General features: G+C 37.9%; 15 protein-coding genes and 1 tRNA gene. 6 read left to right on the top strand and 10 right to left on the bottom strand.

Going from position 1 to position 24,193, the window contains the following annotated elements; all coding sequences use genetic code 11:
* Positions 1 to 158: 158 nt before the first annotated feature.
* The 4 genes from argS to rplU form a co-directional block, all read right to left on the bottom strand.
* Positions 159 to 1,901, bottom strand: coding sequence for an arginine--tRNA ligase (gene argS / locus APHWEB_RS04930; RefSeq protein ID WP_011450802.1), 1,743 nt, complete (start codon positions 1,899 to 1,901; stop codon positions 159 to 161).
* A 1,366-nt stretch (positions 1,902 to 3,267) separates the two neighbouring features.
* Positions 3,268 to 3,343, bottom strand: a tRNA-Ile gene (locus APHWEB_RS04935).
* Between the two features lie 3 nt (positions 3,344 to 3,346).
* Positions 3,347 to 3,622, bottom strand: coding sequence for a 50S ribosomal protein L27 (gene rpmA / locus APHWEB_RS04940; RefSeq protein WP_011450801.1), 276 nt, complete (start codon positions 3,620 to 3,622; stop codon positions 3,347 to 3,349).
* Positions 3,623 to 3,625: 3 nt separating this feature from the next.
* A complete protein-coding gene (gene rplU, locus APHWEB_RS04945; protein ID WP_011450800.1) occupies positions 3,626 to 3,925 on the bottom strand; it encodes a 50S ribosomal protein L21 in 300 nt (99 codons plus the stop codon).
* A gap of 251 nt (positions 3,926 to 4,176) precedes the next feature.
* Here rplU and APHWEB_RS07190 point away from each other — a divergent pair, with 251 nt between their 5' ends.
* From APHWEB_RS07190 to APHWEB_RS04965, 4 genes are all read left to right on the top strand, one after another.
* Positions 4,177 to 4,740, top strand: a complete 564-nt coding sequence (locus tag APHWEB_RS07190) for a baseplate megatron protein TIM-barrel domain-containing protein (protein ID WP_230596114.1) — start codon at positions 4,177 to 4,179, stop codon at positions 4,738 to 4,740.
* 250 nt (positions 4,741 to 4,990) lie between these two features.
* Positions 4,991 to 6,280 carry a phosphopyruvate hydratase gene (gene eno / locus APHWEB_RS04955; protein ID WP_011450798.1) on the top strand — a complete coding sequence of 430 codons (1,290 nt, stop codon included), beginning with the start codon at positions 4,991 to 4,993 and terminating at the stop codon, positions 6,278 to 6,280.
* A 4-nt stretch (positions 6,281 to 6,284) separates the two neighbouring features.
* A complete protein-coding gene (gene cgtA / locus APHWEB_RS04960; RefSeq protein ID WP_011450797.1) occupies positions 6,285 to 7,343 on the top strand; it encodes an Obg family GTPase CgtA in 1,059 nt (352 codons plus the stop codon).
* Between the two features lie 518 nt (positions 7,344 to 7,861).
* Positions 7,862 to 8,386: a 5-formyltetrahydrofolate cyclo-ligase gene (locus tag APHWEB_RS04965; protein WP_011450796.1), complete on the top strand. Its 525-nt coding sequence runs from the start codon at positions 7,862 to 7,864 to the stop codon at positions 8,384 to 8,386.
* Between the two features lie 2,847 nt (positions 8,387 to 11,233).
* On the opposite strand, the gene rsmH is transcribed toward APHWEB_RS04965, so the two are convergent.
* Positions 11,234 to 12,121 carry a 16S rRNA (cytosine(1402)-N(4))-methyltransferase RsmH gene (gene rsmH, locus APHWEB_RS04970; protein WP_044104252.1) on the bottom strand — a complete coding sequence of 296 codons (888 nt, stop codon included), beginning with the start codon at positions 12,119 to 12,121 and terminating at the stop codon, positions 11,234 to 11,236.
* A 1,003-nt stretch (positions 12,122 to 13,124) separates the two neighbouring features.
* Between rsmH and APHWEB_RS06555 the strand changes: the two genes are divergently transcribed.
* Entirely contained in the window at positions 13,125 to 13,277 is a 153-nt protein-coding gene (locus APHWEB_RS06555) for a hypothetical protein (RefSeq protein WP_020848952.1), read from the top strand.
* Positions 13,278 to 14,114: 837 nt separating this feature from the next.
* Here APHWEB_RS06555 and APHWEB_RS04980 read toward each other — a convergent pair.
* The 3 genes from APHWEB_RS04980 to APHWEB_RS06560 form a co-directional block, all read right to left on the bottom strand.
* Complete coding sequence (locus APHWEB_RS04980) at positions 14,115 to 14,951, bottom strand: DUF2163 domain-containing protein (RefSeq protein WP_011450791.1); 837 nt, start codon at positions 14,949 to 14,951, stop codon at positions 14,115 to 14,117.
* Positions 14,952 to 16,676: 1,725 nt separating this feature from the next.
* Positions 16,677 to 17,084 (bottom strand): cytochrome c-type biogenesis protein, encoded by a 408-nt coding sequence (locus APHWEB_RS04985; protein ID WP_011450790.1) that lies wholly within the window; start codon positions 17,082 to 17,084, stop codon positions 16,677 to 16,679.
* Positions 17,085 to 17,395: 311 nt separating this feature from the next.
* On the bottom strand, positions 17,396 to 17,542 hold the full coding sequence (locus APHWEB_RS06560; protein WP_155237132.1) for a hypothetical protein: 147 nt from the start codon (positions 17,540 to 17,542) through the stop codon (positions 17,396 to 17,398).
* Between the two features lie 885 nt (positions 17,543 to 18,427).
* Here APHWEB_RS06560 and APHWEB_RS05000 point away from each other — a divergent pair.
* Complete coding sequence (locus APHWEB_RS05000; protein ID WP_011450786.1) at positions 18,428 to 21,067, top strand: glycoside hydrolase/phage tail family protein; 2,640 nt, start codon at positions 18,428 to 18,430, stop codon at positions 21,065 to 21,067.
* Positions 21,068 to 22,612: 1,545 nt separating this feature from the next.
* On the opposite strand, the gene APHWEB_RS05005 is transcribed toward APHWEB_RS05000, so the two are convergent.
* Positions 22,613 to 23,746: a hypothetical protein gene (locus tag APHWEB_RS05005; RefSeq protein WP_133121371.1), complete on the bottom strand. Its 1,134-nt coding sequence runs from the start codon at positions 23,744 to 23,746 to the stop codon at positions 22,613 to 22,615.
* 65 nt (positions 23,747 to 23,811) lie between these two features.
* Positions 23,812 to 24,162 (bottom strand): ferredoxin family 2Fe-2S iron-sulfur cluster binding protein, encoded by a 351-nt coding sequence (locus APHWEB_RS05010; RefSeq protein WP_011450782.1) that lies wholly within the window; start codon positions 24,160 to 24,162, stop codon positions 23,812 to 23,814.
* Positions 24,163 to 24,193 lie beyond the last annotated feature (31 nt).

Here is a 24,193-nt window from a genome sequence, read left to right on the forward strand (position 1 = left end):
GAATTAAGGATTATATAAAAAACAAACAATTCAGATTGGCTGCTTTTTCAAAGCACGAAAATATAACACCTCTATCCATAATCATAAGCAGTGCCTGACTAGTTTTAGAATCAAGACGGATACACATAACAGAACCTTGTGTTTTTTTTTTGCGCTTACTACCTCATTTCTTCCGAAGGTGTGATGGAAAAAATATCCAGACCAGACGCTATAACATGGGATACGGCTATTGCTATATAAATACGGGCCGAAGTGGTATGTAGATCACCCTCTACTATGAATCTCATACTAGGATCACTATTGCCGCAGCCCCAAAGTGCATGAAACGCTTCCGCTACTTCTATCAGGTAAAATGCTATTGTATGAGGCTCATAATTCTCAGCTGACGTTTTGATAACACTGGGCCATCTTGACAATAGTCTTAGCAAAGAAAGCTCTTGCTCAGTAATAACACACGAAAAATCTATTTTTTCTATTGCTAATAACTCAGGACAACGCCGTACTATAGAACGTATTCTAGCGTGTGCATATTGGATATAGAATATCTGGCTATCTTTTGATTCTTCTCGAGCTTTAGCGAAATCAAAATCTAAAACCACGTCATTCCGGCGCGTAAGCATCATGAATCTCGCAACATCTCTTCCCACTTCATCAATTACATCTCGAACTGTTAGGAACTCCCCTTTCCTTTTTGACATTTTGACAGGCGTGCCATTTTCTAAGAAATTCACCAAATTATAAAGCTTAATATCTATAGATGCCTTGCCATTACTTAACGCAGCAACTGCGGCTTTTAGTCTTGAAACATAGCCTTTATGATCGAACCCCAATGTCATTATCATGGAGTCAAATCCTCGGGAAATCTTGTGAAAATGGTATCCAATGTCACCAGCAAAATACGACCAAGTACCGTCTTCCTTTTGCAAAGCTCTATCAGAATCATCTCCAAATTCCGTTGACTTAAACAGCATCTGAACACGAGGTTGCCATTCGCTTAACTCATCTTCCCTCTTAGGTTTTTCAAGCACTCCCTCATATATAATACCGCGCTCACGCAGGTACTTTACACATTCCTCAATAACATTACGGTTCTGTAAGTCACTTTCCGAAACAAATACATCATGCTCAACTCCTAAAAGGGCCAAATCTTCCTTAATTAAGTTAAGCATGCTACTCAGAGTAAAACTCCTAATTATCTCATCTTTGTCACTAGCGTTTAGTAGATCAGAGCCGTATTTCTCAACCAAATCCCGCGCTATGGGCTTTAGATATTCTCCGGGATATAAACCTGCACCTATTGTGATTTCTTCCCCCAATGCTTCTTTATATCTAAGAAAAACCGAGGATACCAACGTCTTTACTTGAGACCCAGCATCATTCACGTAATACTCTTTTATTACATCATAACCTACCCACTTAAGGAGATTAGACAAAACATCACCAAAAACTGCACCCCTAGCATGTCCTATATGTAGCGGTCCTGTAGGATTTGCTGAAACGAATTCTATATTAACTTTTTTATTATGACCTAAATCTGTACGTCCATATTCTCTGCCTAGCTTGTTTATATTCCTTACAACTCCATGCCAGACGCTATTTACACAGTGAAAGTTTATGAATCCTGGAGCAACAACATTTATACTTTCTATACCCTCGATATTTTCAAAGGCATTACATAAAGTACTTGCCAATTCCATGGGATTTTTCTTATCAAATTTTCCAAGAATTAGTGCTGCATTTGTATATAAATCCCCATGTTTTGGCTGCGCCGGAGGACCAACTATAATCCTCTTAAATAATGATTCAGGAATGTTATCTCCTGACCACACAGCCCTTATTCGCTCTTCTATTGCATTCCGGAAAAAGCCAAAGATATCCAATATTTTATCATCTAATAACATGCTATTTACTCCACTAACTGCACCTGCTGTATATATGGATTTCCTATTCTATAGAAGCAGACAAATATATATAGACGTATTATCTCCAGTTTTAGACTAAATCTAAGAGTAATGTACTACATTTAACAACACGCGCCCTCTCATAATATAATATTATGGCAAATAAATCCATTACACATAATTATTTTCGTTTGAAAAATCCGAAACGAGTTAATGCATTGTTTTATTATTGCCAAAGCGCCTATCACGTATACTCATAGCATCTGATAGATATACTTAGCTTTGAGTCCTATCTACCCTACTCTCTTTTCTAATGTTATAGCTATTCATACTATCAATTCATATGTAAAGCGCACATACGATGCCTTCCTATCCTACAAAGCACGCATTACCAGGTAGTAAATCACTACCGTATCCCTAATTAAAAAGCGCTGGGAAGTTTTATAAAACTCTCAATTTCTCCTTATCACCCTATATAAAATGGGAGAATATAACTTATAAAGCATATTCAGTAATAAGCCCCATGCGCAACATTTAGCCACGTTCTGCTTTTAAATTAGCTTTATAAGAACTTAGCATATATGCATCATACCTATCTCAGGATACCACAGAGCTACATATCGCGCATTCTATCCAGTTCAGTATCTCAAATCAGAATTATGATACAGTTTCACGTATTTAGTCGTAAGTAGACTTCCATGCACCTCTAATTGCGCCATAAATGCCTCCCCATCATAAACGCCACGAGGCAGAGATGGACGAGTTTTCACAGATATTCAAAGGCTTTTCACACTCATTTAGCTAAACTCAAGTTACTCTTTTCTTACACAGCACCTTCTAATGCTCGATCCTTTCTTTCCAATTTGCGAGTCACATTTACGTATTTTTTTCTAAGATGCATGACGGGGTGATGCAGAACAATAACGCAGCAACCACTTCTTCTTTCTTCATACAAAAGCTAGAAAGTAAACCTTTTAAGTATACGGCTATATTCCACTTAGATTATGATGCCCCCCTCCACTCTTTCGCGCGTTTTCTCCAGTAGAAATTCTCCTGTTACTCTTTCAGCAAAACTTCACCATGACGCACTTCTATACTCGAAAACACTCACAGAAAATGCCCTCAACGAGGGGTCCCTCACGTATAAAAAGCTATCCTATCACCCACTCATACATAGCACAGCGACAACAGTAGACTTAGAGAAGATAATCTCTCCTTACATCCCTCATATCTCCCTTTTTCCAGCTATAATATCAAAGCGAGCACCACCACGAGATACAGACCCATACAATTATAGATCCACCCCACGCCTCCTATATAATTACAAAGAGCAAATCACCAAACGCATCCGAACGACAAGAACAGATGGTGGGCCTGGGAAGAGTCGAACCTCCGACCTCACGCTTATCAGGCGTGCGCTCTAACCACTGAGCTACAGACCCTGACTACGATAACGACGCAGACACACTTTCCGGAAGCACATCCACGAAAACCCTTCCTTCAGCTTTACGCCTAAAGGATACAACTCCAGCGATCTTGGAAAATATAGTGTGATCTCGACCAATTCCCACGTTCTTCCCCGGATGATACTTTGTACCGCGCTGCCTTATAATGATATTCCCAGGTATCACCAATTCGCTACCAAACTTCTTAACCCCGAGCCTTCTACCTCTCGAGTCTCTACCATTACAAGAACTACCACCAGATTTTTTAGTAGCCACAGCCTACCTCACCTCTACTACACGCAAAACGGTCATATTTTGCCTATGCCCATTCTTCCGCCTATAATTCTTACGACGCCGCTTTTTAAACACTATAATCTTGTCAGAGCGACAATGAGCCACAACCTCAGCAGAAACAGACCCAGAGCTAGCCGAGAAGCTACCACTGCCATCATTATTAAATGTAGCAAGGCTCTTAAGCAGCACCTTCTCACCAATTCCCGCCTTCAGCAGCTCTACCTTGATGACGTCTTGTTCCTTGACCTTATATTGTTTACCACCAGTTTCAACCACGGCGAACATACACAGAGCTCCAGATCGACATATCACAAACACCTAGATTCTGCTTTACATAAATGGAGGTGTCAATAAAATTCTAGCTGACTTAATTCAGCCCTCATGGTGCGCATCGTGCTTAAGCATAAATCTATGTGATACAAAGCATGCTTTGCTGCACTATGACTGATATGAATATTTCTGCTTACGCTGAATAAAATCCACTACTCCCCCCAGGATTATCCTTTGAGAAACTCAGCATAGAAGAGATAGCCAAACTGTGGGAGAGTGGAGAAGGATACAGTTACTTTTACGATGAAACTGATACCGATAAGAAGCGGCCTATAGCGTATACACATCCACGCTCAGCTTGGAAAAATATACAATACTGGTGGGAATCTCATATAAAATCGACGGCGAAAACAGCCGGTAGCACAGGAAAACTTATAGATAAAAAGATATGGTTCATAGAATACGGTTTTCGTAGTGTAGAAAACTGCATAAACCGCAACACATCTCTAGACTTCATGAATGATATAATGGACTATACATCCCCCATAAATATTGATTATTTATCTCAAAAAGTCGCAATCGAAGGGACTTTAAAAGCCTGGAAATCATCAAACATGGTTGAAAGAATGTTCTTATATGGTTGGGATTTACGACCCCAACGCAATACAGATACCAACTCTTTTAAGCGCTGGCAAAGTAGCTTCTTTGTAAATCGTAAAATTATGCTTATTACCCTCTCAGACATAATACAAGATGTCCTACAATGCTCAGGAATAGATCAACTAACTGTGGAATTGAAATCTACCTCTCATAAAGGGCATTTTCCTTAATCTAAAGCCTTTAAAACATGTATTTAGTTAACCTAAATAAAGTACGAGGATGGACACAGTAGCAGGCTGAGCTTTAGCGATAATATTACCATCATTGAATGCAAGTATAAATCACATTCTAGCAACGCAAAGTCCCTCTACGCAATGAGAGGCCCTGCGCACAAATGCAAAACTAACGGCTGCAGGATATCTTTACTTTTTGGGGAATATTGTTTACACTGACGCCCACTCAGTATATCGAGAGTTGCGTGTGCTATATTCTAGGTCCGTTGCCAAAATAAATGGTGTCTCTGCTCGTCAGATACTTGATAGCAGGGGGCGTCCCACTGTTGAAGCAGTTGTATCGTTATCAGATGGAGCCCTTGGAGTTGTATCTGTTCCTTCTGGTGCGTCAGTAGGGAAAAATGAGGCCTTAGAGCTCCGCGACAAGGATATGAATAAGTACGGAGGCCATGGCGTAACAAAGGCTGTTGAGAATGTTAATTCTATAATAGCGCCGCGACTGGTAAACACAGACCCCTTTAACCAAAAGGCTTTAGATGATCTCTTGATAGAGCTTGATGGAACAGATAATAAGTCAAGGCTCGGTGCGAATGCGACGCTTGCTGTCTCCGTTGCTACAGCTAAGGCGGCAGCTGCTAGTCTTAAACTCCCACTCTACAGATATATAGGTGGAGTTGCCTCCAGAGAGATGCCAGTGCCATTGGTAAACGTCATAAACGGTGGCTTGCATGCAGATAATGGGCTGGATTTTCAAGAATTTATGATCATGCCTATAGGAGCCTCTACTTTTTCCGATGCTCTTAGAATGTGCGCTGAGGTGTTTTTATCGCTCAAAGAAATATTGAAAAGTAATAAGCTGAGTACAAATACTGGCGATGAAGGTGGTTTTGCACCTAATCTTGAGAGTAATGATAGGGTATTCTGTATACTGCTAGAAGCTATTGAGAAGGCTGGCTACAAACCTTCTATAGATTTCGCTCTGGCTCTGGATGTTGCTGCTTCTACATTCTATGATGGCAAAATTTACAAGTTTTCTGGCTCAAGCATGAGTAGTGCGGAGATGGTGTCGTACTATGAAGAACTAGTAAAAAAGTACCCTATAATCTCCATTGAAGACGGCATTGCTGAAGATGATCTCGCTGGCTGGAAAGAATTGACTGTGCGCTTGGGTAAGAAAGTGCAATTAGTTGGCGATGATCTGTTTGTCACTAATCCTCGCTTGATTAAGGACTTTTCTGAGAGAGGGCTTGCCAATGCTGTACTTATTAAACCGAACCAGATTGGTACGCTGTCGGAAACTATAGAAGCTATTAGGCTTGCTTCTATGTCAAATTTTAATTCCATTGTTTCTCATAGATCTGGAGATACAGAAGATCCGTTTATTGCTCATATTGCTGTGGCTTTGAACTGTGGTCAAATTAAGACGGGTTCTATGTCTCGATCTGAACGCATGGCTAAGTACAATGAATTGTTAAGGATTGAAGAAGATCTCTGTGGTACTGCCATACTTCGTTCCGTTAAGATAGGGCGACATTAGCTTTATGAGTTTCATTGACGAAGCCAAGGTTTTTGTTAAGGGCGGCAATGGCGGAAATGGCTGCGTGAGTTTCCGTAGGGAAAAGTATATTGAGTTTGGCGGCCCAGATGGTGGCAATGGTGGAGATGGCGGTTCTGTTATCTTAGAGGCTAGTAGCGCTGTTAATACTTTGCTATTCTTCCGCTATCATCAGCATTTGCGTGCTGAAAACGGTAAAAGTGGCTCTGGAAAAAAGAAATCTGGAGCTTCAGGTCGCGACCTTGTTATAAAAGTCCCTATTGGAACTCAGGTATTTGATAGCCCTGGTGGGAGTTTAATTGCTGATCTTTCTACTGTAGGACAAAGGTATGTTGTTGCCTCTGGCGGTAAGGGAGGCGTGGGAAATGCGCAGTATAAGAGTTCTACTAACAGGGCTCCTGTGTACTATACTTTAGGTGCTGTAGAAGAAGAGTTTCCTATTTTCATGCAGCTGAAAGTGCTCTCTGATATAGGGATAATAGGAATGCCCAATGCAGGGAAATCGAGTTTGCTGTCTAGATGCACTATGTCTAAAACGAAAGTCGCTGATTATCCCTTTACTACCTTGGAGCCGCATCTAGGTGTCGCTAGAATCAACGAGTATGATCTTATTCTCGCTGATATTCCTGGATTGATAGAAAATGCTAATGAGGGTGCTGGTTTAGGGCATAAGTTTTTAAAACACATAGAGAGGTGTTCTTTGCTCTTACATCTCATAGATGGCTCTACCGAAGATATAGTCGGTGCGTATAAATTGGTATCACGCGAATTGGCTATGTATAGTAAAGAGCTATCTGAAAAGCGTGAGGTGATAGTACTTAATAAATGCGACATGATCACTGAGGAAGAAATAGTCCAGAAAAAGCATTTATTAGAGGATTATAGCAATAAAACAGTTGTTACTCTTTCCTTGGATGATCCTTTAAACCCTTTGCTAGTAATGTTATATGAGATGTTACAGAAAGATGATATAGAAGAAGAATCAAAGAAATTCGATCCTTTTTTACACGTTGGCTACAACAAGAAAAAGACACCTAAGATATAACTTTGGCACGATCTTATACCATTAACTCCTCTTGTATGGAAAACCAAGAATGCGCTTCACAAGGCGCTCGCTAAGGGCGCAGTTAAGGGAACTCAGAATAGGTCTCCAAAATACGCTTTATAAATAATAAGAGCCGTTTTAAGTATGCTTTGCGCTTCTCTAATATTATATCTTAAGAACAAATGCACACCATTGATTTCTATACTAGGGAATTAAGAATGGAATTTTATAGGATATTTAATGTTACTTCTGATAGAGGTATCCTCAGTTTAGCTTAATATAATACAATGTATTTTTATTCTACAGCTATGTATACCACTAACCTCCTCTGTACTACAGAAGAAGTTGCATAGAGAACAATGATACATCAAAGAGTAGTGCTCTGGTTAGCGCGCATAATATGAACTTCATCTTAGCATATATCTTGGGCGTAATGCTATGGTAGCTCATTAGAAATAAGTGACAATACTAACAAGTGGTGTAGGATAAATAGTTGGGAATAATTGAGCTTTTGTTCTATGGATCACTTAGAGGAAAAGGTGCGACTCCGAAAGGAATATAGAAAACTGAGAAAAGCTGTTACTACTGTTGCTGATGCTGCGCAAATGTTATTGCAAAATACTATCAGCATATTAAGTTTCGGAAACCACGACATAGTCTCAGGGTATATTCCAATTGACGGAGAAATAGATGTTCTGCCTTTAATGAATTTTATAAGCAAGACATCGGTTGTTCTTGTACCTGAAGTGAAAAAAGATTCCAGAATGCTTACATTTAGGAGATGGTTCAGCGGTATTAATGAATTGGGCGAAGCGCTAAGCCCCAATATTCTTTTGATACCTCTCGTAGCATTTGATAGACGTCTATACAGACTAGGATTTGGCGGTGGATACTACGATTATACGATAGAGCATTTGAAAAGGAGAGGTCAATGCAAGTGCGTTGGCATTGCATATGACTTACAGCTTTGCGCAAATCTTCCAGTTTGCGAGCACGACCAAAAGTTAGACTTAGTTATAACCGAAAAAGGTATATATTCCTGATATTTTCCTGCTTACGTATACCTTGTATTAAGGTGTGACTGATGTTTCTTTTCACAGTAACACTCTATCTAGTACCTTAATAGAGAATCTGAAAAGAAGCATAAGCACGTCACGATAGGATAGCCTGCGTTTCATCAACAAGATTCAAAAGCTAAATTCTATGCCTTGCCAACAGGAGGACATATTTCACCTATCTTATCAGATACCGTCCTTGCGATTTTTTACCTCATCTAGAAAAAAAACTTATAGGAGCTGGAACCTTAACACTCGAGATAGGCAATATTTAATAATAAGTCAAAGTTCTGCATAAGTTCATGGGCATTTTTAGTGCTTTCGTTGTTACTTATTTTCCTTAGGTTAGCAGTTATTTGCGCTGTTTTCGTAGAGAATTTAAAACTTTTGTGTTGTCATGAGCGAATCCCAAGGTTATGAGCGTGATGGATGCTAACAGCGTTATAACTTAAGTATCGCCCCATATGCATGACTATCCGCATTTTTTTCATAATACCTCATTGGCACCAACATGCTCAGAGCGCTTTGAAATGCTCTGCATAATGCGTATTTATCTAACATGACAAGAGTACCTATACCTTTTCCCAAGCTGTGGTTACAGGATATACACATGCATTACGCGGGCCACGTCAAAAAAAGATCTACACCCCCCTTACCCGTACACAAGAGAAACACCATTTGAAAAGCACATTACAGACGAACACTAATCAGCGATCTTTATACCAGTAGCCGTTTTTCAATTAACAAACATAAAGAGTACTACAGTACCAAAACGTAACTTGTCTCTGTATATAATGCATTAAAGAGAATATACCTCCCTTGCAAATTGCATATCTCCAAAATTGGAAAAAATTCTCGTACATAATGCAAAAAATCTATATGCGAGTCTCAAATTAAAAGAAAAGATTGAAAATCCATACCCGTACCTTCACATCCGCCACCTAAAAGCGCAGATGATGCACAACCACCAGCAGAACCAGCATCAAAAAAAGACAACTGTCTCTCCGTAATGCTACTAGATATTGAGCATTTTAAGCAGGCAAATGACTCTTTAGGCCCATTAGGTCAAAGATGAAATACTGCAGAAGATATGCAATATTCAATAGCATTAGAATATCCGATCTGCTAGCAAGGTATGGCGTATAGGAATTTGTTATAATTATGCATGTGAAACATGTATAGAAGAGGCTACATTAGTTGCGGATAGGCTACGACGACGTATAATAAATCTCCCTTTACTACAAGTGCAGGTCATTTAAACAAAACTTCAGATCAGTAGGCAAAGGTCCACCATAGCAATACCACATAATGTTGCCAAGGTGTAAAATTGCTACTATTCATAACATAGTAATCAGTAGCCATAAGAAATTTGAATACTATATCAAGAAAGAGAAGAAGTTATACTGAAATTAGTATGCGGTTATTGTATTGCCACACTAAAAAGGCGCTATCGTATAGAGCTAAGGAACTATAATCGCTATAGTTCATCTTTAGAGACTCATCCCCAATGCACTTTTTTACCTTCTCTACAACATGCAGCTACTTTTCCTAGTTACAAGCTGTTTTAAAAATATTCTTAGCCTATTATTTAGGCATATCAATCACATGCCCTAAGCCATGTCCGCCAACACATACAATCCTTTATGATTACCCATACGATAAGACTATAATACAAACACTAAGCAAAATACTTATAATATTCGCAACTTTAGCACTTTTTACATACAGATTGGGCTTTATTCCCGAATATTAACTAAGTATACCAGTGCACTTTTCCTTAGTTCCATCAGCCCCTACATCACTACTCATTTACCCCGATCTAACATCTACTCAAGGCACTATTATAAAATCCGAAACTTTTATCTAACTTGAAAAATTTTACACATCACCTTATAAATCAGGCTTATGCATTACTTTAATATCAATATTATTTTAAAGCTATAAATTATATCTTCTATATAATAGAATGCATTTTTAGAGCTTTTACTTTCATTAAGTAATAAAGGCATTTATTTAAGTATGCTTAGTAACTGAGCTACATATGCATTTAATGCTACGGATATTACTTCAATTATCTCTAGTATTACTTTAGATAATTAGCGTATTTTTCACAAAAATAAAGTTTTACTTTAATTCTCACGTATAACTAGTTAGTTATATCGCATAATTAAATATCATCAATGCTATACTTGCTGCTGCATTAGTTAATATGTACTTCTTCTTTCATCTATAATTTCCGATGGCATAATGGGTATTTTTTTAGGTTGTGAGTAGTATATCTCACGTGCTTAAAACTGAGAAAAAAGAACTGACATTGCTGCGTAAGTAATGAGTTCGTTTATTGCTGATATCCTGCTTTCTTCTAAAGTGGATACGTTACCTATATTAGAAATGCAAGAAAGATATTAAGGTGCAATCCGCAAAGATATTGAAAAAATCATAACTCTTGCATTCCTATCCCCGTGCAGCATCTGTTCTACTGTTTAATAAGTAGCTAGATACCATATTTAAGGTAGTGACTATATATTGCCAAATTGACATGTAGAACTAGTAAAAAGCGTTATGGTCATTCTATCTTTAATCGTAATGCCTTATCAGAACAGTATGTAATACCTTATCACTGCCATCTTAGCGATTTATCTTCTGTGAGATGATAATAATATTCATCATTTTATTCTTTATTACATGCAAGAAAGTAAACTTTACTCGAGGCATACTCTCAAAGAGGATAACCAAAATAATCTACCAAAGAATATCGCTGCTTTTCATATAACCGAGAAAAAGCCCTGCAACTCGCCGTAATTACTTACTAATCAACGTAATTTTCTACTGTGATTACTCCTCTTTTACTATGCCACGCAATTTTGCTGATCGCGACCTAGTATTTTCGCTAATTTCTTTTTCAGTGGGCTTTATAGCTTTTTTATTGATAAGTTGAAATCCCTTCTCTCGTAGAGCGTTGAACTTATGTTTTACTATCCTATCCTCGAGTGAATGAAATGAAGTAACAATAATCTTGCCTCCAACTCCTACAATTTGAGAAGCAGCTTCTAGACCTGCTTTTAGCTCTTCTAGCTCATCATTTACCCATATTCTGATAGCCTGAAAGGTCCTTGTTGCCGGATCTATTGGATTTGCCTTACTGCGGGGCACAACAGACCTGATAATTTTTGCCAAGTCACTCGTGTTACGTATCTTATTATTACTCTCTCTAGCGCTGATTATAGCTCTGGCAACGCGTCTTGAAAGCCTCTCTCCTCCGTAATAGAAGATTACATCTGCCATGTCTTTTTCTGATAAAGAATTTACAAAAGTCGCGGCGCTTTTGGATTGAGAGCGCAACATATCCATTCTCATATCAAGTGGCCCTTCCTTCATAAATGAGAATCCCCTGTCTGGATCACTCAGCTGCATACTTGATACTCCAACATCAAATACAACACCATCTACTTGATTGTGATCAAAATGCTGTAACGCCTCTCGAAGCCTACTGAACTTGCTGAGAAAAAAGTGCACCCGTCCAGGGAATTGCGAATGTAAAGATTGATAGAATTCTGAAGCAATAGGATCTTGATCAATAGCTAGTACAGTACATTTAGCCCGTTCCAATATTCCCCTACTATAGCCGCCTCCACCAAACGTTGCGTCAACATATACTGCACCGTCTTTAGGAGAAAGAAGCTCTAGCATTTCGTTTAGTAGTACAGGTCTATGAGAATCCATTAATTCTACTTTTAAAAATCCTATGATATTCTCCACTTAATACTTAGATTATTATACTTAGTACTCGTACCCTAACAGGGCATAGCAGTATAAAAACAAATCAAAGCAGTTGTATGTTTTATATATCACAATTGAACAACGTTTACTAATATTATGGAGATACTGGAGAATAGTACCATTATATACCAGATTCCCTTCATAAGCTGGCCTCTACGTACAGTACATTTCCTCATCATATCGCTATACTGCGTGAAGTGATGCTTCATGCAATGAATACGTTAGCCAAAAACTGGCTTAAATGCTCTACTAACTGAGACTTCTAGGTTTAATATACCATGTAGGCATAGCGTATAAAATATCAAATTTTAGCTATAAAGATTGCAGAAATGTATTCCCTAGGTTCGTGCTGTTTCTTTTATATCACTCTAACGCTGTCCATAATGACGCATATTATTTTTATATGCGCTCTCTTCTTCCTATATAATCTCAGTAGCTGTTATTATGTGCTATAATCTTTACCCAATTCATCAGAATATACTAGATACTACAGCTGAAACACATACCTTTAAGCTACACAAATAAAATATAGGAGCGCCTCAACGAGTCATGAAGAAAATCCAAAACGAAGCCTAAGCGCGAATAAACTATTAGATTATTCCTTAGATACTAAATCTCATTCATACTATAAAGCCAGAACAAAGAAGAAGATAGATCGCATTCGAGCATTTTTCAAACCCTACCCCTGGCGCATCCAGAACCAAATCTAGTTTTCCCAAAGGATATAAAAAACCCCTAGCACATCTTGAAAAATACTGTCCTAATACCTTCTTGAAATAAAATTCTTTGCTTCTAGTTTAACTACAAAGCCTCAATCCTAGCAGCATTGTTGTTTATTATTGATGTAAGAGTTTGCCGCGTTACAGCTAGCAATAATCTACTCCATTGAATATTATCCATTAGAGTTTATGACGAGAGAAAGAAGAGTTGATTTAAGAAGTGCTAGGTGATAACTACGGATCTCACAGTAGATGCAAAGATTTGCGATAAAGTGCATGACTGGAGTAACACGAATGTTTGTCCAGCGAATGAAGAAACTGAAGAGGCTATTAGAGTCATAATAAGATGGATAGGATACAATCCTAGGCGGGAAGGTTGAGATAAAACCTCAGATGGAGTTTGAGATTATTAAGTATTGTTCCGGTGATGCACTCGAACTTCTTTCTCACTCTTCCTTATAATGGAAGTTGTTCCGAAATAATATCGGTAAAGAATATAAAGCGCAAATCTATGCTAAGTAGTTTAGAATATACAAAAATGCTTTCGTGCTCTACATAAGGGCAAGGTTACCATTGAAGTGTAAAGCTATATACTCATTTGCATGCGGCGTTCGTTTTAAAGATCACCTAAGCACCCGGCGCATATACCATATATAATAGAACACGCTCTCATTACTGTGTTTATCCGGAAATATTACACTTTTTCACTCCCGCGATTGTCTTTGATATTAGGGATAACAGCTCTTTTACTATTTTCTCAGTATAGGATAAAATTTCTCACCGCGCGCATTAACTCGTACAATCATAGTATAATGTATGCGCCTCCTAAAAAATCCCTAGCGCAGTAAGCTGCGTATAAATGCTGCTTTATGTATATTGCATAGAAACAGTAGCTTCTATAGTCTATAACAAGTACATCATTGCACTGCATTCGTGATTGTATAATTACATGCCCTTTTGGATTTTGATCTACTTGATAGTCATTATGACACTCAATATCAGATGAATGGTGCGTACATATCACAACGCTTAGATTATCCCGTAATAATCTACTTTGTAATATCACCTATTGATAAAGATATCACATTATCTCCCCTACTTAAGTAGTGATATAACACGGATTAAAAAACTACCCTTTCCTATGCTATTCTTCCATAAAAGTAAGATCCTTAAAATGTTTTCCGCAATATTAAAGTATGGCGTTTTCTGATAATAGACTAATCTATAGGTTGAAATACCGAATGCGGATCTGGAACGTGCGGTTCTCCTCTGAAGTTTACTGCATTTTGGAATTTTGTAATACATGTACGAAAATTTTTATCACATCCCGCTAGTAACGAATATTGGTCGTCCACGCTTATAGGATAAGGTGTGCATGAAGTAAGGGATATGATGGTCCCCGTATTTGAATGTATTTCAAAAGTACATTGTTTATTGTTGCCACTTAAAAACGTCACCAAACCATATTTGTAGTAGTTGTCGTAAGTAGTAAGGGTGGAATCTCCAAATTCTTTATACTTATCTAAGATAGAAGATACAGTGCTAAAGATAGAGAATTTACTAGCAGAAAGTTTACATAAGCTATCGCAGAATTGGGCTCTGCATTGTTGTGAAAATACACTTCCTACCTTATTGTATAGTGCATGTATATCACCTATTAGATATGCGTTGATTAGGTGATTATGCAAGGAAATTTCCCTGATTTTTCCTATAAATAGTCTGATTGAACCTTGTGATATATCTGAATAATTTACTAATAGTATTTCAATTTTTGCATCAGTATATAATTCAAATAATAGGCTACCATCTGCAACAATCGGGGTATCATACGGCAAAAATTCAATTTGTGCAGTACTATTACCGTGGCCATGGCTTATGAGTTTTACCTTGGTATGGGAATTGGAGAAATATGAAACACCATCTACTGTTAAGTCGTGATCACAATCAGTAAAGTAGACATGTGTACCATTCATGAAAGTAATCTTACAGCAATGAGCAATAGTAATAACTTCTTGTGACAGGTGAGATAATAGCGTTTGTTCTGGGTTTTTCATTGTCTAACTCGGTTATTGTATTTTGCTAAAATAAATAAGATCAAGACATAAAGGCTATTATGCCAAGTACACTTGATTGATAAGAAGTACACTTTATAATCCCAATAAAAGCGTACAGTAGCGTATATTCTTATAAATAGATGAAGCACCTTTTAATCCCATATCAATAATAGTATGAAGAGGTGCAGTGGCTATGCTTATTAATATATAATGTTATTATATTTCATAAAATTCATCCTGACTATTCAGCGTTCTTATGCTAGTGTTGACGCTTATCTTGAGTGACGGAAGCAGCTTATACGTTAACTCATTCCATCACAATGCTAGCGAAAGAAAATTCAGTACTGATAAGCATTGGTGATTTTATATCAGAGAAGTCCGCCGGGATAGTACTAAGGATATAGTTGCTTGGGGTTATGGTGGATTTATGCACTAAAGCACATAATTACTGAATGTACTAAGAATTCCTTATCTATGGAATCTCAAAGGCAAGTGTCGTTTCACTACCTATAATTTAGTGGTAATAGTATTGATTTTAAAAGATCTATACACCTACAACTTACAGGTTTGCGGCCAGGTATTGGGCGTTCTTCGGGAGTATGGGAGATATAAATCTTTTCTAAATTACAGCCACGAATCCTCATATAAAGCTACATCAGCCATAGCCATCAGCTGAGTATGTGTTCAAGTATAAGTATTTGCAAGACCTATAAAAAACATACAGATATGCTACAAAGTCCTTATCTGCTGCCTCTTGTTTCGTTGCCTTTCGTATAATAAAACCTTCCCTGCTATTTGATCCACATGACAAGCTAAATTTACAGCAGTAGTGCTATAGATCTCGTAAATTGCTTGCATAATAAGTATACAGTGAATACGTATGAACCATACTACAAGCTTATCAAGCTCTAATGCAGTACAAGGATGAATGTCGAAAAGACTTACCGCAAGCTATCGCACGATGTATCGCGTAATAGACAGCATATGCCCATAATTATACTCAGAAGATAGTACCGGCTTATCAACTAAATAGTGAGTATTTTTGTGCTTGAGAATTAGGTCTCATACAAGCAACACCACAATCTACGATACATCAGAATATTTAGCATCCAAAGAATTATAATCAAGAGGAAGATTTCACTGCATCTTTATATGCTATTAAAAAGGCAACAGTTAATGTGACAATTTTGCTACTAGTTAACAAGTAGCACAGACCCCTAAAAAGGATTTCTTGTGCTCATTTAGCTGCAGTACCATTTCCCTTTGCCCTGCTGTGTAGCTTTTGCTCTATACATATCTATCGAAAAAAACTCCTATCCTGAACAGCTAATGTGATGCAAACACTAAAATTGCCACATGCGGCAGAGTGGATACTGTATCCAATTATTTTGTGTATTGTACAAAACTCTCAGTATCAAAAACTTATCCGATATGCTATGATAGCGATTCAACCATCTCCTTTCGCATTATCCCGCTATTATCAATATTTTTAGATCTCTGCCGGTATTGCGATGAAAGTATATTACTGCCTCATTTTTTCAAACCTTTAATATATATACTGCTGAAATTTTTGATAATGGGCTCATTACAAGATATAGCAACAATGAAGATACATGGTGCGTGCATTGTGCGCTTATATTGCAGGAGTTTACTATATATGTGAATGCGACACGCCCTCCTCTCCTATATCACGAGAATATATACCATCTTACCTAGGTAAAGCTTTTACTGCGCAGATTTTTTTAGCCGCCCAAGTTTTAGTGCCATGAACACTGTGATAATTACCGCAAGAAATATAGGAGTAATCCATAAAAAATATGTATCAGCATTGTATGGTGTATCACCAAGAATTGCGCTTCCATAACGCTGTTTTAGGATATCTAAAATCTGTTCATCAGTCATACCACTTACGATTTGACGTCTTATAAAAGAGCGCATTTCAACCGCAAATGCAGATTGCGACTCATATAAGGACTCTCCCGAGCAAGTCATGCATTTTGTCGCCTTAAAGAGCTTTATGGCTCGCGACTCCTGGTCCTTAGATAGGAAGTCCTCATTTGCAGAAAACGCGTTGTTTACTCCGTTTTGAGCAAACGAAATAAAAAGTAAAAAAATAAATATCAACCGCTTCACAGCTATAGCTAAACTACTGGAATAAATACTGCTATAGTGTATAACGCATGGCTTAAAGAACCTACCTTTAAGACAGTAATGCTCATATTAGTGGGTATCACGGAGAGTTTTACCACAAGATGATAGCCATTTATAAAATCAAAATTAGCACTCTCAATAACATTACTGTCTCACCAATGCATCAGAATCATCACTAAAAAACCACGTATATAGGTGTACTCCGAGCATAAGTACAAGCTACCAAAAACATCTATGCGCCAAAGTACTTAATCTATTTTCTTTGAGCTTCTTTTGTCTTACAGATATACAAGTCAAAAGATGAAAAATAGCTGCCTAAAAGCAGCTACCGAAACTGTCGGAACTTCAGCGCTAGCCCTAGCAGCATCTAAAACATGCGCATAGAACCCCGGCACCGAAGCAGCAAGAACTTGTGTCTCAAATCCATAATTACTATACACACATCGCATCCCTTATCAACGCTGCTCTCTCTGCCCAGATTATCTATCCATCCTATCCATAAAACGGAGAAAAAACGTAAGCAGCACTTGCTGTTGTCGCAATTAACGCTTGAGTCCACCAAAAAACACAGCGTCATGTTCACCTTGCTCTCTCGTGAGAGTGTTACATGCGCGAATAGCATCAAAGGTCAACTGCAATTTTACTACGACATTTTTAGCGATCTTAGCCCTTCAGCTACCGTATAGTCTTCCCACTATATTGCCTATAACTTCACATAATAGCACGTCAGGGTACTATATTCATATAGCATTCATTGCACTATAGAAAAGTCTCTTGATGCACGTGAATATAATGCTCATAACTACCTATGGTAACCAAAAGCTTTGCGGAAAATAATACAGAACGCATTACGCCTTCCCTAGGTATAGCATTTTTGATACAGTTTTGCAGTAGTGCATTATGCTTTTTAGATATAGCTCCGAGTCTGCAATTCTCGAAAGTATATTGCGTTATAAAAAAGTCTCTATTGCCCCATGTGCAAGCAATAGTACTCAATGCTACTTATGGATAATCAAAAGCTCTATAGAATCACTCATAGTTAGGCAGAACGGAGAGATGCGTAAAAAGTATCTCTCAGAGAATCATCTCACTGTAGTTTATACCTCTCAAGATGGTCTCGTATATGCTGTTATATCTAGAACAAGCAGATACCACAGAACATATTAGCATATTGTCATAGAATATCTGGCTATCTTTCGATTCTTCTCGAGCTTTGACGTAAAAATCTTTCCTCATGAATGTCAGGAAAAGGTTTTAGCCCGCTCTAATTAAATCTCAAGATGATTTATACCCTTTTATCCCAAAGTTATTGGAGGAACAAATAAATGTCGTCCCCACTATTTGCAGCGATTGCCGATGCAATCGAGAAAAATCTCACTCAAATTATTCTAAAACCCATGGAGTCAATACTAGGAAGCAAGATCAGTAAAGACTTGACTCAAGCTTTTTTGCAAAGAGAACAATTCTCAACTCACGCTGATGCTACACTGCAAAAAAATCTGAAAATACTTTCTTCAACGTATGGTAGAACGATTCCCAAGATTTACGGCACAACCCGGGTAGTAGGAAACATTATCTGGGCAAAACCAATACAATACTCTCAGCACCAACAGGTTTTGCACAATAGCAGTCAGTCTTCCACGAAGAGCACAACCACTACAAGCTACAATGCTACTCTAGCAATAGCTATATGTCAGGGCCCTATACATGAAATATCAAAAATATGGGCCAATGAGAAACCTTTAAACCTTGCAACAATCACGTACCGCTTATACAAAGGTACGGAGACTCAAGATCCCGATCCACTAATCTTAAATACCGAAGATAATGCACCTGCGTATAGAGGAATAGCGTATATAGTAATAGAAAATCTTCCTCTTCAAAATTACAACAATAGCATACCAAGCATTGTATTTGAAGTCACAGCATACCCAGAAGAATTTTTGCAAAACCATGTAAGTAAACAAATCCTAGCAATACATATAGTAGGTCCCGGGGAATTTACTTACGACACTAAAATTCAAAAACGTTTTAATGTGGAGACCATAAATGGCAAAGAGATTCTCTATGGTACTGCAAAAAACATCAATGGAGAATTCGATAACACCTATTCAATACTTGGACTCAACTCTCTACACAACTACTGCGCCAACGTACAGTGGATCGCGGTTACTGTACATTGGTTTGCCTCGCACTCAGACATTCAAAAATGCACTCTAAAACCCGGCACTTCCCTCACAACTGCGTTAAAAACAATCCCAGATACTTGGCAAGTTGGTAGCTATAACTGCTCAAATGCTCATGCACTACCGCTTGTAAACAATCACCCTAAATTCGAAGGAACAACCTCCGACATATCATTACTGAGATATATCTCTGAGCTTCGATCAAGAAAATACAAAGTATTATTGCTACTTAAAGTTGTAGTACTGAACGGAAATGACTTTAAACTCCATTGTGAGGATGCAAAGCACATCAACAAATTCTTTGAACAACAGTACCAACCCTTTGTTGCTCATTATTATAAACTCTCAAAAAATGCTATAGATGCATTTGTTATAGCTAGTGGTCTTAGCCAACTTACAAAAATACAAGATGAAAATGACAAATTTCCTGCTGTAACTTCACTGAAAACAATAGCCTCACATGCTAAAACTTTTCTGGGTAATTCCGTCATTATCACATATGCAGCAGATTACGATGAATATCATTCACATAATGGTGTGTATAATATGGATGAGCTTTGGTTATCCAATGCAATAGACGTAATTGGAATAAACGCATACTTCCCCCTACTCCCCCCAGGATTATCCTTTGAGAAACTCAGCATAGAAGAGATAGCCAAACTGTGGGAGAGTGGAGAAGGATACAGTTACTTTTACGATGAAACTGATACCGATAAGAAGCGGCCTATAGCGTATACACATCCACGCTCAGCTTGGAAAAATATACAATACTGGTGGGAATCTCATATAAAATCGACGGCGAAAACAGCCGGTAGCACAGGAAAACTTATAGATAAAAAGATATGGTTCATAGAATACGGTTTTCGTAGTGTAGAAAACTGCATAAACCGCAACACATCTCTAGACTTCATGAATGATATAATGGACTATACATCCCCCATAAATATTGATTATTTATCTCAAAAAGTCGCAATCGAAGGGACTTTAAAAGCCTGGAAATCATCAAACATGGTTGAAAGAATGTTCTTATATGGTTGGGATTTACGACCCCAACGCAATACAGATACCAACTCTTTTAAGCGCTGGCAAAGTAGCTTCTTTGTAAATCGTAAAATTATGCTTATTACCCTCTCAGACATAATACAAGATGTCCTACAATGCTCAGGAATAGATCAACTAACTGTAAAGATTAAAAATATCGATAAGGCAATTTATGGATACTCCATTAGCAAAAAGCTATCCGCATGGGATATCATAAAAGAACTACAAAGCGTATATAACTTCACCATCAGAGAAGAAAGCAACCAAATCACTTTATATTCCATGCCTCCTGAAAATGTTATCACTATTTCTAAGAATGATATTGAAGTTGAAAATTGCACCGTAACTCGTACTGCAGCAAATTTGCACAATACACCCGTATTATCCTATATTAGTATGAGGTTTGATTATCAGATAAGATCGCAAAGCTATAGCACACATAAAACAACACACAATATTACGGACACTGTACATACATCACTGGTGCTCGATGACAAACAAGCAGAAAAAATAGTGCTACACACTTATGATGAAATAATCACGAAAAATACGATTTATAAGATGACCTTGCCTCTGAGATATTTACACCTCAAAATAGGAGATATAATTGAAGTTAAACTAGAATATCTAAACGATAATATTAAAATCATGGAAATGAGAATCCTGAGCACACATATCCATATAATGGGTTATGCTTGCTCAGTGGCACCGTTAAACGCAGGGGTGTTTCCCATATAATAGAATTAATACCCACTAGAATATACAAACAGCATTAAGATAGCAGAAGTCCATGGGCACACAGCATTCATATAGTTTGACCACCTGCTTAGTTACATAATTTAACTCTGAAGCATTATTTCCCACCTCCTGATCCTGTATTCCCTTGCCTGCTATTCTCTTCATTGTAAGAACTTCTTGTTTTACAGAATTGTAAGAACTTCTTGTTTTACAGAATTGTAAGAACTTCTTGTTTTACAGATATGAAAACTGTTATTTTTCTGTGTTTCCATTAATAGAAGATGTCTTACCTTTTTTAGCTTAAAAAGTCGTAATCGAAGGGACTTTTTAAGCCTTAAAACCATCAAATATGGTTGAAAGAATGTGTTTCTATTATGGATAGAATTTACGTCTGCAACACAATACAGATACTAACTCAGTTAAGCTCTGACAATGCTTCTTTATCAATCATAAAATCATGTTTATTACCCTATCATCGACAATATAAGATGTCTTACGAAACGCAGAAATAAATCAACTCACTGTAAAGATTAAAAATATCGATAAAGCAATATAAAAGAAGCCGGAAATATATAATTCTGCACTAAATAAAGTATTGAAAAGTGAAAAGTCTTGGTGCGAGGACACAAACATAACCTATTATACTCTCCTACCTAAGATACATAGGAAACTATCTTACCCAGCAATAAATACAACTTCTATGTTTAAAAGCATGAGCTGTGGTGCTAGACAATGCTACAGCTCATCGCATTACCCATGCTTTTGTCATCCTTTGATCACTACCGCCCTACCTACATTAAGAGCAATGTACTTGCCGTTCTATTGGGTGTGCTTGCGGTAAAAGCAGATGTTTTCTTCCGAAAAAGTGGTACTGTTCTTTGATTGCTATTATATTAATAAAGGGTGCTCTGTTATGAGCGGTGCGACTGGGTTCATGTAGAAGTAATACTGTCATTGCTAAAGGCGCTAAAAAGGTTCAAAATAGGATGTTAAAGAAGTTGCGCGCGGTCCTCTCGTGAAAGCTATAGCTTCTATAAGGCATAGCTCTTAGTGATGTTATAAAGGTTTTAGAAATTATAGAACGCGTGAGGGATGCGGAGTAATTGTTTTAAGATCATCTTTCTTGATTGAGTATAGAGAAGTCCCAAGGTTTTCCCAGTGCTAAATAATGTGCTTTCTTGACTATCATAGTCCTTTTAAGACGACATATTGCCGCGAATCTTAGAATATAAAAAAAGATCATAAAAAATAGCCTGAGATAATCCCAGCAAAAAAACTTATAAGCTCTATATAAACCCTTTTAGACCTGTTTAAAGCCCTAAAACTCCTATATAGACACTAGCACGCAATACAATGTCAGGTACATGCTATAGCACTTCTTCCATACTTAATCTTAAATGGGCTGACTAAAGACTCCAACTACATTGCTTCTATATCTTTTACGAGAACGTTAGAATGGTATTACTCACGCTATACAACTAGCACATCAATATGCGCCAAAACCTTTACTGGCAAATTATGCCAAATCTTGCGGTAACTATTTCACTAACCTAAAGCACTTACCACAGCAGGCAACTCTGCAGCTATAATATCCTTAGCCAAAGCACCTAAAATCTCTTTAACAAACTCATCATAACTAATTTTTCCTACGCGGAGTTCATCACCTCCTGACTCTACGGATAAAGTCATCGAATCATTCTCCTCTTCAAAAGTAGCAGCAACACCAACAGCCGCACTTAGAGCATCAACTCCTCTCCTTACATCCGCACCATCAAATCCGATTTCTGGACCAGAAGCTCCTTCTGCAACTTCATACATAAACTTTAAGAAATCCTGATAGCCTTGCACTTCCAAAAGAAAATCTAACCCACAAGAACGAAACGAATTAAAGACACACTCGCTAGCAAGAGATACCTCCCCCTTCAACGACATACTAAAATCTCTACGCCATAACCTAAACTGAGTGATATCAATATCAACACGCCTATCATCCCCATACTGATGCACTAGCATGTCTCGTATACTAAAAGACAAAAAGTCCGAATTTGCCCCCTTAGCAGAAACCTCAACATTTGCTTTGACTTCCGCATTACTAATAACATCAAAGTCAAACCGAGCACTACTATATACCGGCGTTTCCTCTTTGGTATTTTGATTTACACAATTAGCGGCGCTGCTATCTATATAACGCACAGCAACTATCTGATTAGCCAATCCCTCTTCAATCCCCAACAACCGCTTCATGGTGTACAAGAATAGATTGTCACGCAATTCAAACGAAAGCACAGCACCTATATTATTACATTGATAACGAACCTCTTCTCCTGACAGAACCGCAATACGCATTCCGCCAGCATTCGGCAAAAATACGCTTGTAGCTCCAACTATAAAATCATACGACAGAGCAACATTATCAATCTCCAGCCGCATACCATCTACAACAGCTACAAAATCCTCAACTAAAACATTAACTAATGGAAATAAACGCCTCTTACTATCCCCTAATAAGCCATTAGAAGAATATGAGAGTACAATTTTAATATCTCCATAATCAACAGAATCAAACGAGGTAAGACCAAAGCGAACTTCCTTAACAGAACGCAACAAATCTCCGCTAATATCCCTTATAATACGAGCTCCAAAAAACACTCCCGCAGACACGAGAGCACCCAACAACAAGATTATAAAAAAACTCCATTTGATAGCTCTCAACATGCCCTCTTCTCCTTAAAGTTACGCTCCGCTTACTCTCTATGATCAAAAGAGACATTCCGCGTCTCACCTGGTAAGATCACACAGAGACCATCTAGCTCCTTAGTCATCACCACCTGACATCCTAATCTAGACGTTTCCGTCAAACCAAATGCTAAGTCAAGCATATCGTTCTCTTCATCCGTCAACTCATTGTACTGTTCAACCTTACTATACCATTCGGGAGCTACTATAAGATGACATGTAGAACAGGCCATAGACCCTTCACACGCACCTTCTAAGTCAATCTTATTTCTATGAGCTAGAGTTAAAAGAGTCTCTCCCTCAAGTGCCTCATAGGTTTTTCTCGTCCCATCTGGAGAAACAAAAGTTACTAATGGCATACCACCGCACTCCTCAATATAACGCCGCTAT

The sequence above is a fragment of the Anaplasma phagocytophilum str. Webster genome, assembly GCF_000964685.1.
Taxonomy (GTDB): Bacteria; Pseudomonadota; Alphaproteobacteria; order Rickettsiales; family Anaplasmataceae; genus Anaplasma; species Anaplasma phagocytophilum.